This is a genomic window from Dietzia sp. DQ11-38-2, assembly GCF_014145055.1.
GTDB lineage: Bacteria > Actinomycetota > Actinomycetes > Mycobacteriales > Mycobacteriaceae > Dietzia.
Genome location: NZ_JAALDW010000179.1, coordinates 1 through 11,493, shown reverse-complemented (window position 1 = coordinate 11,493; position 11,493 = coordinate 1). Strand labels below are relative to the sequence as shown.

General features: G+C 68.9%; 10 protein-coding genes and 3 pseudogenes. 5 read left to right on the top strand and 8 right to left on the bottom strand.

Annotation, left to right across the window (positions count from 1 at the left end; translation table 11 throughout):
- Positions 1–219: pseudogene (locus tag G6026_RS16945) on the top strand (tRNA lysidine(34) synthetase TilS); the annotation flags it as partial.
- Positions 220–777, top strand: a complete 558-nt coding sequence (gene hpt / locus G6026_RS06880) for a hypoxanthine phosphoribosyltransferase (protein WP_017835929.1) — start codon at positions 220–222, stop codon at positions 775–777.
- Positions 778–947: 170 nt separating this feature from the next.
- Here the strand turns inward: hpt and G6026_RS06875 are convergent, their stop codons facing one another.
- The 7 genes and pseudogenes from G6026_RS06875 to G6026_RS06845 all read right to left on the bottom strand — a co-directional run bounded on the left by G6026_RS06875 (position 948) and on the right by G6026_RS06845 (position 7,826).
- Positions 948–1,661 carry a class II aldolase/adducin family protein gene (locus G6026_RS06875; RefSeq protein WP_182612735.1) on the bottom strand — a complete coding sequence of 238 codons (714 nt, stop codon included), beginning with the start codon at positions 1,659–1,661 and terminating at the stop codon, positions 948–950.
- Entirely contained in the window at positions 1,658–2,914 is a 1,257-nt protein-coding gene (locus G6026_RS06870; protein ID WP_182612734.1) for an LLM class flavin-dependent oxidoreductase, read from the bottom strand. The genes G6026_RS06875 and G6026_RS06870 overlap by 4 nt, the downstream gene beginning before the upstream one ends.
- Positions 2,911–3,999: an LLM class flavin-dependent oxidoreductase gene (locus G6026_RS06865; RefSeq protein ID WP_182612733.1), complete on the bottom strand. Its 1,089-nt coding sequence runs from the start codon at positions 3,997–3,999 to the stop codon at positions 2,911–2,913. Before G6026_RS06865 ends, G6026_RS06870 begins: the two co-directional genes overlap by 4 nt.
- Positions 3,996–5,057, bottom strand: a pseudogene (locus G6026_RS06860) (ABC transporter substrate-binding protein); the annotation flags it as partial. The pseudogene G6026_RS06860 and the gene G6026_RS06865, both read right to left, overlap by 4 nt.
- A gap of 8 nt (positions 5,058–5,065) precedes the next feature.
- Positions 5,066–5,896, bottom strand: a pseudogene (locus tag G6026_RS06855) (ABC transporter ATP-binding protein); the annotation flags it as partial.
- Complete coding sequence (locus G6026_RS06850; RefSeq protein ID WP_182612738.1) at positions 5,893–6,702, bottom strand: ABC transporter permease; 810 nt, start codon at positions 6,700–6,702, stop codon at positions 5,893–5,895. The pseudogene G6026_RS06855 and the gene G6026_RS06850, both read right to left, overlap by 4 nt.
- Positions 6,703–6,776: 74 nt before the next feature.
- Positions 6,777–7,826 (bottom strand): NrtA/SsuA/CpmA family ABC transporter substrate-binding protein, encoded by a 1,050-nt coding sequence (locus G6026_RS06845; protein ID WP_182612730.1) that lies wholly within the window; start codon positions 7,824–7,826, stop codon positions 6,777–6,779.
- A gap of 299 nt (positions 7,827–8,125) precedes the next feature.
- On the opposite strand from G6026_RS06845, the gene G6026_RS06840 reads away from it, so the two are divergent.
- From G6026_RS06840 to chrA, 3 genes are all read left to right on the top strand, one after another.
- A complete protein-coding gene (locus G6026_RS06840) occupies positions 8,126–8,611 on the top strand; it encodes a Chromate resistance protein ChrB (RefSeq protein WP_347238075.1) in 486 nt (161 codons plus the stop codon).
- Positions 8,608–9,039, top strand: a complete 432-nt coding sequence (locus tag G6026_RS06835; protein ID WP_182612729.1) for a chromate resistance protein ChrB domain-containing protein — start codon at positions 8,608–8,610, stop codon at positions 9,037–9,039. Before G6026_RS06840 ends, G6026_RS06835 begins: the two co-directional genes overlap by 4 nt.
- Positions 9,040–9,113: 74 nt before the next feature.
- A complete protein-coding gene (gene chrA, locus G6026_RS06830; RefSeq protein ID WP_309230109.1) occupies positions 9,114–10,445 on the top strand; it encodes a chromate efflux transporter in 1,332 nt (443 codons plus the stop codon).
- A gap of 100 nt (positions 10,446–10,545) precedes the next feature.
- Here the strand turns inward: chrA and G6026_RS06825 are convergent.
- A partial coding sequence (locus G6026_RS06825; protein ID WP_182612728.1) for an NAD(P)/FAD-dependent oxidoreductase occupies positions 10,546–11,493 on the bottom strand: 948 nt, incomplete at its 5' end.

Sequence of the window (11,493 nt, the reverse complement as noted above, 5' to 3'; positions counted from 1 at the left end):
TACGCGCACCTGTCGGCGGTGGCGGCGCTGGTCACCGACTGGCACGGGCAGGGGGGAGTGGCGGTGGGGGGCACTGGACCGGGCACAGGCACGGAGACGAGTGCGGGCGCGGGCTCGGACGCGTCGGGTGTGACGGCGGGCCGGGGCAGGTTGGTCGCTCGGCGGCGGCATGGAAAGGTGGTCCTGGAGATAGACCGGGCGAGCGGAGCGGGGACGTAGATGAGCACGGACAAGTACGCCGACGAGATCGAGTCGGTGCTCATCGACACCGATGCGATCCGCGACCGGATCGCCGAGATGGGCGCGAAGATCGGGGAGCGCTACCGGGACTCCGAGCAGGAGGTCGTGCTGGTCGCCGTGCTCAAGGGCGCGGCGATCTTCGTCTCCGACTTCGCCCGCGCGCTGACCATCCCCTCCGAGTTGGAGTTCATGGCGGTCAGCTCCTACGGCTCCTCCACCAGCTCCTCGGGAGTGGTGCGGATCCTCAAGGACCTCGACCGTGACATCGCGGACCGCGACGTGATCATCGTCGAGGACATCATCGACTCGGGCCTGACCCTGTCGTGGCTGATGCGCAACCTGCGGACCCGCAACCCGCGCTCGCTGGAGATCGTCACCCTGCTGCGCAAGCCCGACGCGGTCAAGGCCGATCTGGACATCCTCGAGATCGGGTTCGACATCCCCAACGAGTTCGTGGTGGGCTACGGCTTGGACTTCGCCGAGCGCTACCGCGACCTGCCGTACATCGGCCGGCTGCACCCGCGCATGTACTCCTGAAGGGTGCCGTTTCTCGTTTGAACCGCCGCCGGGGCCCTCGCGCCGACCGGGCGCAGGCGGCGAGAACCGCCAGCGCCCGGCCGGGGAGGCTTGTAGGGGATAGGGGATCATCCGCTGGTTCCGGGACTTCCCGGTGGAGCTTGGGCGGGCCTCTCGCCCCCAGGGTTGACTTACCTTGAGACCAGGCCTCGGGTGCGGGCTTCCTCCAGCAGTCCGGTCCGGGACCACTGTTCCACGAGGTTCGTCTCGTCGAACTCCTGGGAGCCGCCGAGGGTGTCGCCAATCGCCTGGTAATTGGCGCCTTCCTCCAGCAGTACGACGAACTTCGCGAGAGTGATCAGTCCGGAGCGGCCGATCACGTGGGAGCCGCCGTTGGCCTCGAAAATCGCCACCAGATCCGGGTCGATCTGGAGTTTTTCGAGGATGAAGTCGCCCGCGTTCACCGAGCGGTCCAGGTGGGGGTAGATCTGCCGGGAAAGGGTGAGTCGCTGGGAGGCCGCGTAGCGGATGGGTAGGGGCTGGTGGGTCTGTGCCCAGCCGCCGAGCCATGGGGAGTGCACGTGCACCGCGGAAGTGATCTCGGGGCGCTCGCGGAAGACTCGGCCGAAGGTCGGGACGAATGCGGCGTGGCCGCGACCGGAGAGGATCTGCCCGTCGAAGGTCGCGATGACCGGTTCGATGGCTGTCTCGGTGGACCAGGGGCCCGGGGGGTTGAGCTGGACGGCGAGGTCCTGGCCGGGCACGCGCTCGACAAAGTTCACTGTGCCGCTACCGCGCACGGTGCCGGTCTCGTGGAACACGCGGTAGGCGGTCTCCGCATCGCGGGCCGCGGTGGCGGCGAACTCGAGGACGTCGGTGGAGAGATGGGGTTCGACGGTGGTCATGATGGGATCCTTCCGGTGGTGGTGAGGTGATGCTCGGTATGGACGTGCTCGGTACCGGACTCTCGCCCGGCTTTGTTAAGCCGGCCGGGGAGTCCGGCATGTGCATGGGGTGAGTCAGGCGGGGTGAGGCGGTGCCGGCCGAGAAGGGGCAGGACTTCCTCACCCACGCGGTAGGCCTCTTCGAGGTGGGGGTTACCGGCGAGGATGAAGGCATCGACGCCCAGGGCGACGAGCTCGTCCAGCCGTTCGGCGACCTGCTCGTAGCTGCCGACCAGCCCCAACGCTGGCCCGCCGCGGATGAGGTTGAAGCCGGCCCACACGTTTGGTTGAACCTCGAGGTCCCGGTAACCGTTGATGGTCTCCGGAACCCAACCTGCGATGCGGGCGGCGCCCACCGAGTCACCCTGGGCGGCGGAGCGCGCGGCCTCGCGGTCGACGAAGGCCCAGCCCTTCTCGATCTCCGCCCAGGCGGCCTCCTCGGTGTGGCGGGCGACGATGTCGATCCGTACCGCGAACCGGGGCCGTCGCCCGATCCTCTCTGAGTGGGCCCTGACGCCGTCGAATTTGGCGGTGAGGTCGGCGAACGGCTCCAGCCACGAGAGGTAGTAGTCGCTGTGCCGGCCCGCCGCGTCCACGGCCGCGCCGGAGGACCCGGAGAAGAACAATTCCGGGAACGCCTGGCCGGCGAGGCCGGGCGGGAGCGCGGCGCCGCGGGTGCGGTAGAAGCGGCCGTCGTAGTCGAAGGGCTCGCCGTCCCACACCCCTTTGAGAACGTCGAGGAACTCGCTCGTTCGGGCGTAGCGGTCGTCGTGGTCGACTTTGTCGCCCCACCACAGTTGGGCGGGACCGCCGCCTCCGCTGATGACGTTGTAGAGCAACCTGCCACCGGTGGCGCGCTGCATACTCGCCGTCATCCGCGCGGCCTGGACCGGGTGCAGGAAGCCCGGTTGGAAGGCGACCATGAACCGATACGTGCTGGTCTCGCGGGCAAGGGCCGCTGCCGTGGCCCAGGGGTCGTCTGTGACGGGAAATGACGGGAGCAGGCCGCCGAGGAACCCGGCCGATTCGCTGGCCCGGGCCACCGCGGCCACGTGATCGATGTAGCTGTAGGAGTCCAGTCGACCCTGTCGGATGGCGGGTGCGATGTTGCCGGCCGCGTACCCGCCGGCGTTACCGCGGTTGTAGCGCCGAGGGGTCCGGAGCGACGCGTGGTCTCCCTCCATCCCGATGCGCCAGTAGAAATCGAGCGTCATGCGCTGGCCTCCTCGGCGGTGAGCGTGCGTCCGGCCGGGTCGGCGAGGTGCAGCCAGTGCTCCCCGCCCCGATGGAGCTCGTCAATGTGGGGATGCCCGCTCACCACGAAGTAGTCGATCCCGGTGTGCGACCACTCGGCGAATCGTCGGGCTACCCGGTCGTACGAGCCGACGAGGCCGCGGGCGGTCGGGTAGCCGAAGGCGTCGAAGCCGGCCCACTCGTCCGGGCGTGCGTCGGGGTCCGGACCCGCGGCGGGGGCGTCCGGGTGGACCTGGTGGAGTAGCCGGTCGATCCGGGACCAGGCTTCGTCGTCGGTCTCCCGTGCGACCACCGGCAGCTCCAGACCCAGCCGCACGGTCCGGCCGTGGTCGGCCGCTCGGTGCTGTATTTCGGCACCGAGTGCCGGGTCATCGTCAAGGGTGAGCAGGTGGATGTCAGCGTGAGCCGAGGACAGCTGCAGTGCCGCTTCCGAGGACCCGGAGAGCAGGATCCGGGGGAATGGGCGGCCCGAGAGGATGCCGCGGAAACCGCCATCGAGGACATGGAAGTACTCGCCGGAGTGGGCGGCGCCGGTGCCGCGGAACCCGGCGCCGGGCACAGGGGCCGCGTTCCATACGCTGCGGGCGACGGTGAGGAACTCATCCGCCCGTCGGTAGCGCTCCTCTCCGGTGACGTCGTCGCCGAGTGCCCGGGCTTGGTCAGGGTCGACGTCCACGTGGATTCGCCAGTCGAGCCGCCCGGAGGAGACGGTCTGGAGGGTGGCGGACATCTTTGCTGCGTAGACCGGGGTGCCGAAGGTCGGGGTGAACTCCACCACGCCACGGAGGTAGCGGGTGGCGCGCAGCGCGGAGGCGGTGACCACCCAGGACTCCTCACCGAGGGGGTCGAACGGTGCGAGGACCCCGTCCCATCCGGTGAGTTCGGCGGCGTCGATGACCTGGTCGAGATTGTCGAACGGACTGGTTCGCCGGATGTCGGTGGCGATGGTGGAGGCGGGCTCGCCGAAGCCGCCGCGGGTGCGTTCGGCGGCCCGAGCGCTGCGCCCGTCCCCGCGGGAGGGCAACTGCCAGACGAACTCGCTCATTCGCTCACTCCCGCTGTATGGGTGGCCCGGCGTGCGGCGGCGGTGGCGAGGGCACGCTCGAGCGGTGCCGGGTCGGCCCAGGCCGCGACGTCGACACGGCCGGCGAGGAAACCGTGGGTGTAAAGGAACTGCTCCTGCACTGCGAGCAGGTCGAGCCGTTCGGCGTCCAGGGTGGGGACAAGGCCCAGGTGGAGGGTCTCGCCGTAGGCGTCCACCACCCCGGGGCCCTCGGCGAAGGTCTCGCGTGCCAGCAGGCCGCGGACGCCCTCGAGGTCGGTGGCCGCCCAAGCCGCGGCATGGAGACTGCGGACGAGGAACTCCTCCACCACCTCGGGATGATCGGCCAGGAGCTGTTCATGGACGGTGATCGGTCGGGGTGTGCCGTTGTTGACCCGGCCACGCGGGGTGGTGGCGGTGTCGAGGTCCACGGCGACCCGCAGCCCGTGCTCGCGGGCCACGTCGCGGCCGCGGGCACCCTTAACGTAGATGGCGTCCACCTCACCGGCCAGGAGCTCGGCCACCCCGGCGGTGGTGATGGATCGCCCCCGGTCAGCCCTGTCGTGATCGGCGCTGTCGCGGACCTCGGGAGTGCGCTCCACGTCCACCTCGACGACCACGACGTCGGCCAGCGTGAGCCCGGCCAGGGCAAGCGTCGAGGAGAAGCCGTGCAGGGCCATGGCCCGCGGGAAGCTCCGGGCTCCGTCGGCGGCCCACGCGGGGATGGCGATGCGGCGACCGGCCAGGTCAGCAGCGGAAGTGATGTCGGAGGTGGGGGCCACGAGGATCTGTTGGGCCTCGTCGACCCAGGTCAGTCCTATGAGACGGGTGGGGGCGCCGGCCGCGCGGGCGGCCAGGGCGGGAACGTTGCCGCCCTCGCGGATCAACCCGGGCAACTGGTGGTCGAAGTGATGCAGGGCGGTCGCGGCGTCCGCGTCCTGGAGGATTCGGAAGTCCAGGCCCGCGCCCGCGGCGGCGTGGGCGAGCGTGCCGAGTCCGTGGGCGATACCGCTCGCCGTGGGCACCGGGCAGCGGGTGTACCAGAGGGTGTCGATGGTCATTGGTGGTTCCTGTCGGTGGAAAGACGCCCCACGCCGAGACGGGCGAGGAACTGGGTGCGGTAGGTGAGTGCGCCGGGGTCGCTCCGGTCGCGGGGGCGGGCCAGGTCGATGTCGACGTCGAGTGCGATCCGTCCGTCGTCGAGGACAAGCACCCGGTCGGCCAACCGAACGGCTTCGTCGACGTCATGGGTCACCATGAGCACGGCGGGGCTGTGGGTGGCCACGAGGTCGCCCACGAGGTCCTGCATCTGGAGCCGTGTGAGCGCGTCCAGCGCGGCGAAGGGCTCGTCGAGCAGGAGTAGGTCCGGCTCCCTGACCAAGGCCCGGGCCAGTGCGACGCGCTGCGCCTCGCCGCCGGAGAGCGTGGCGGGCCACTGGCCGGCTCGGTCGGCCAGGCCCACCTCCCCGAGAGCCCGTATTGCGGCCTCGCGGTGGGCGGCCGAGCGACGCTGACCGAGGGTGACGTTCCCGAGCACCCTCTTGGATGGGATGAGCCGCGGTTCCTGATAGACGGTGGTTCGGGCGCGGGGGACGCGGATCTCGCCGGAGTCCGGGCTCTCGAGCCCGTCGAGTAGACGGAGCAAGGTCGTCTTCCCGGTGCCGCTGGGACCCAGCAGCACCACGAACTCCCCGCTGTGGATGTCCAGGTCGATGTCCTGCAATACGACCTTGGGGCCGAAGCTCTTACTCAGGCCCCGCAGGGACACGGCGACGGGGCGCCCTTGGCGCCGTTCTCGCGCGCTGTCCGCGGTGGGGGTGCGGTCGCGCAGCGGCGGCAGCTCGGTTGCTCTGCCAGAACTGACGCTGCCCGCGTTGATGTCGACCGGGATGAGGCTCATCGGTTTGCCACCTGTCCCCGCCACGGCATGGCGGTCTTCTCGATGACGCGGACGACTGCATCGAAGGCCAGCCCCAGCAGGGCGTACAGGGCCACACACAGGACCATGTAGTCGGTGCGGTTGTACTCCTGCGCCATGGTGGCGAGGTAGCCGATGCCCTCCCGGGTGCCGATCTGCTCGGCGGCGATGAGGCCTGTGATGCTGATGGAGAGGCAGATCCGCAAAGCCATGAGGATGCTCGGCAGCGCCGAGGGGAGTATGGCGCCGAAGATCAGCGCCGGTCCGGTGAGCCCGTAGCTGCGGGCGGCCTCGACCATCTTGCGGTCGACGTTGCGTACGCCCAGATAGGTGTAGGCGTACATCGGGCTCACTGTCGCCACGGCGATGAGGACGATCTTGAACCCCTCGTCGATCCCGAACCACGCGATGAACAGCGGCACCAGGGCCAAGAACGGGATCGCCCGATTTATCTGCATGGTGGCGTCGATGAGTTCCTCGCCCAGGGCGTACAGTCCTGCCAGAGCGCCGCACACCAGCCCAATCAGGACACCCAGGGTGACGCCGATCGCGGCGCGCTGGAAGGACGCGGCGGCGAAGGCGGCGAGTTCACCGGACTGGGTGAGTTCCACGCCGGCGGTCCACACCGAGGGCGGACCGGCGAGGATCTCCGGTGGGATGAACCCGGCGGCCGAACCGATCCACCACGCAGCGACGATCGCGGCCGGTACGGAGACCCGAAGGGTGAGCGAGAGCCACCACGGGCGGGGTGAATTCGTCCGCACTTTGGGGGTCTCGACGGGGACCACGGACCGAGCCCGGCCTGTGTCCGCATCTCCCGTCGACGCGGCGTCAACGGGGACGCCCGAGACGACGGTGCCCGTCACTGTCCCTCACCACGATCTATCCGGGCGGCCTGCTCGGGGGAGACGAGCGGACGCAGGTCGAGGAAGACATCCTGCGCGGAGAGCTGATCGGGTGTGACGCCGTACTCGGTGAACACGCGGGAAACCTCCTCGAGCGCGGCGGCCTCGTCCTCACCCGGCGGGATCGGGGGCAGTGCCTGGCGGCCAACAGCGATCGCATCCTCCAGTCGGGTGCCGGTCAGCGCGGTCGGGCCGGTGGTGGTGAAGACGTTCTGGAAGTTCTCCGGCTCAGAGGCCTGCCGGATCACCAGGTCCTGCAGAGTCTCGAGGAACGCGGCCACCACATCGGGGCGCTCCTCCGCCACCGACCCCCGAACGAGGAGGACCTTGCGGTCCTGCGAACCGAGGTCGCCTTCGTTGACCAGTTCCACGGCGCCGTTCGCCTTGGCCTCCTGGTAGGGGGCGTTGAACGAGGCCCAGGCGTCGACCTGACCGGTCGAGAATGCCGAGGCACCGTCCTTGATCTGCAGCGGCACCCGATCGACAGAGTCGACCGGGACGCCGGCCTGCTCCAGCGCGAGCAGCGTGAGATACTCGCCCTTGGCGGCAGGATTCACGGCCACTCGCTTGCCCTCCAGATCCTCGACCGAGTCGATGCCGGAATCCGGCCGGGCGATGATGCCGCTCTGATCCTGACCCCCCTGCTCGGCGGCCGCCACGATCCGGAGGTCGACGTCTTTGGACAGGGCGCCGACGACAGGGCTGAATGCGCCCTCGGAGACGTCGAGCTCACCGGTGCTGAAGAGCTTCAGGTTGGCGCTCACACTGGGAGCCGCCTCGACCCACTCCACACGCGCCCCGAGCGGCGCGAGAGCCTCGTCGAAACTGCCGTCTCGCTTGCCCACAGCCAAGGGGCCCGCGTTGGCGCCGTCGGTGACCTTCAAGACGAAGGTCTGGCCCCCGGAAGCGTCGCCCTCCGCATCGCCTCCACAGGCCGCCGCCATCATCAGCATCGGGGCAACAGCGAGAACGGCGAGGCGGCGGAAGGGTTCGGCGAACCGGGTCATGACGAAACTCCTGAATGAGTGGATAGTCGAGTGGGCCGAACGCTAGCGACGATCAGCGGAACCCAGAAGGGACGCGATCTGCCCGATCGAAAGATTTGACTCGCGTTCCCCACATCGAGTACTTCCCGTAGTGGGTCTCGCGTGCGCCGCCTGGACAACGGAGCGCCCAGAGCTCGAAGTGACCTGTGCGCCCCGAGAAGTCCGGCGGTCTGACCGTCTGCGATTCGCCACGAGTCCAGCTGTAACCGTGGTTGCATTATGGTGTGTCTGCGGGGCCTGTGGGCCGGGTGAGGGGTGTCGTGGTGGATTCCGGACCGGGGGAGTGGGTGTTGTTGAGCTATCGGATACCTCGCGAGCCCTCGACGCCGCGGATCGCAGTGTGGCGCAAGCTCAAGAGGCTCGGGGTGGCGCAGGTCGGTGACGGGTTGGTCGCTCTGCCCGCTAATGCGCGCACCCGGGAGTACTTGGACTGGATCGCCGAGGAGGTCATCGAGGCCGCGGGGTCGGCGACCGTGTGGATGGCCAGGCCCGCTTCTCTTTCGCAGGAGTATCGGTTGGTGGAGGCCATGGTTCAGGATCGAGCGGCGGAGTATCTCGCCGTCCGGTCTGAGGCCGTCGCCGCTCTGGGCGCAGCCGAGCCGGAGCGCCTTCGCGCGTTGACGCGCTTGCGTTCCCATCTGCGCCGCATCACCCGACGCGATTATTTTCCCCCGCCCGAGCGCCGGTTGGCCCGGGACGCGGTGGAGGCGTTACACCCCAGTCACACCGATCAGGAGCGAACATGAAATGGTCCACCCGAGCCGGAATCCACATCGACCGGGCCGCATGCGCTTGGCTGATTCGTCGGCACATCGACCCCGAAGCCGAGTTCGTGTTCGTCGCCGACCCCGCGGAGGTGCCTGACCAGGCGATCGCTTTCGACATGCGTGGCGTCGAGTTGGGGCACCACGGCGGTGACTGCAGCTTCGAGACCATCTTGCGCCGTTACGAGCTCACCGACCCGGCCCTATGGCGGATCGCTGAGATCGTCCACGAAGTCGACCTGGAAGACGAACGGTATGACGCCCCGGAAGCGCCCGGAATGGATGTGGTCCTGCGCGGGCTGTCGATGATCGGTAGCGACGAAGAGACGATGGCCGTGTCCGGACCGGTCTTCGACGGGCTCTACGAGTACTACCGCCGTCAGTCCCTGATCGGGCGTGACCCCGCATGAGCGAAGCACCCCACGAGCACGTGCCGACAGATCCCGATGGTCGCTCACCCGGTTCTCCAGCTGTTCGAGACCTAGTGCCCTTCCGGGAGGCCGTCTGGGTCTGGTTCCTGATCTCCCTGCAGACCTTCGGTGGCCCGGCCGGACAGATCGCCGTCATGCAACGAGTCCTCGTCGAAGACCGGCGGTGGATCGGGCAGCGGCGGTTCAATCACGCCCTGAACTACTGCATGCTGCTGCCCGGGCCCGAGGCCCAGCAGCTGTCGATCTATCTGGGATGGTTGCTCAACGGCACTCGAGGCGGGATCGCCGCCGGCACACTGTTCGTGCTTCCCGGGGTCGTCACACTAGGCGCGTTGTCGGCGATCTATGTCGCCTATGGTGACACCACCGTGGTCTCTGCCGTGTTTGCCGGGCTCGCTCCGGCGGTGTTGGCCATCGTCGCCCAGGCCGTTCTTCGAGTTGCCGGCAGGTCGCTGACCCACGGGTCGCTCATCGTCCTCGCCGTGGGTGCCTTCGTGGCGTTGGCCGTGTTCGCGGTGCCGTTCCCCGTCGTGATCGCCCTGGCTGCGTTCGCGGGCTGGATCCTCTCCCGCCGGGTGCCGGGCTTTGCCGAACCACCCCACAGTGCGGACGATCGGTCCGGTCCGGCTCCGGTCATCTCCGATGACGCGCTGCACGACGACCGGCCCACCCGTGGTCGCTTCGTGCGGATACTGACGATCGGACTGGGATTGTGGGGGGCTCCGATCCTGGCGTTCGTGGCGGTGTTCGGAGGGCAGAGCATCTTTACGACCCAGGGGCTGTTCTTCTCGCTGACCGCGGTGGTCACCTTCGGCGGCGCCTACGCGGTGTTGGCGTTCATCGCGCAGCAGGCGGTTGAGACGTACGGGTGGCTGGCGCCGGGGGAGATGGTGCGGGGTCTGGCTCTGGCCGAGACGACACCGGGTCCGTTGATCATGGTGGTGCAGTTCGTGGGGTTCCTCGCCGCCTACCGCAATCCCGGCGGACTGGACCCTTGGGTCGCTGCGGTGCTCGGAGCGCTGTTGGTCACCTGGGTGACCTTCGTGCCCTGCTTCTTGTTCATCCTGTTGGGTGCCCCGTACGTCGAACGGCTGCGTCACAACACCGCGATCTCCGCGGCGTTGGCAGGCATCACCGCCGCCGTTGTAGGGGTGATCGCCAACCTTGCCTTGTACTTCGCGCTCAACACCCTGTTCACCGACACCAGAGTCTGGACCTGGGGGCCGGTGCAGATGACCGTCCCCGACCTGGCGTCCGTGAACCCGGTGGCGGTGGGTATCACCCTGATAGCCCTGCTACTGACCTTCAGCCTGCGCTGGCCAGTCCTACGCATTCTCGGCGCATGCGCGGCGCTAGGTCTGGCGAGCGCCCTGCTCCCGCTGTAGGTCGGCTCTCGCGTCAAGACCATGGCCACAGGCGTTACACCTGCCCGGATTCCTTCCACGTCCGGGGGAGGATGCTCTCGCCCCGCCCCCTGCAGTGGCGCTAGCTGTCCGGCCGCGTGAAGGTCCGCGTCGGGGGCGCCGCGTCGGGGACGTCTGCCGCGGTGGAGTGTCCCCGCAACGAGGTCGCGCAGGCCACGCCCGCCGCGGCCCCGGTGCCCACGGCGATCGGGACGAGTTGCAGACCGGTCACGATGTCACCGGCGGCGTACACACCGGCCACGCTGGTCAGTTGCAACGCGTTGACCGAGAGGCCGCCCTCGTCGTCGATCCGGCAGCCCAGGGCCTTCGCGAGGTCGTTCGTCGGATGGTGCGCGTAGGAGAAGAACACCTTCGATCCGGTGATCATGGTGCCGTCGGCCAGGCGCACGCCCTGCAGTGCACCGGGTTCGCCCACCAGTTCCCGGGCGACGCCGTCGACCACCTGGATGTCGTGTACGGCGCAGGCGGCGCGCTGATCGTCGTCGAAGGCCGGGTCGGAGTCGCTCTCGGTGATGATCACGACCTCGGACGCCCAGTCCAGTAGTTCCGAGGCGTACGCGGGAACATGCGCACCGGCGCCGAGCACGATGACCCGCTGATCTGCGGCGGTGAGGCCGTCGCAGGCGGGGCAGTGGTGGACGTCGACACCGTAGTGTCGGTCGATCCCGTCGAGCTCGGGGAGCCGGTCTCGCACTCCGGTGGCGAGGATGACCCGCGTGGCGGTGACGGACATCGGGGCCCCGTCCCCGTCGTCCGATGTCGTGGCCGGTGCGATGCGGGCGACGAAGCGATCGTCGGATTCCCTGGTCAGCTCCGAGACGAGACCGTCGAGTCTCCGCACGGTCGGATAGCGGCGCAGGCCGTCGTGGGCGTCGGCGTAGAACTCGTCCGGTGTGGCCGGGCCTGTGCCGAGAATGCCGTGGATCCTCTCGGCGGACAGGTTGCGTTGGCCTCCGGCGTCGACGAGCAGGGTGGAACGTCGATACCGGCCGAGCCATGTCGCAGCGGA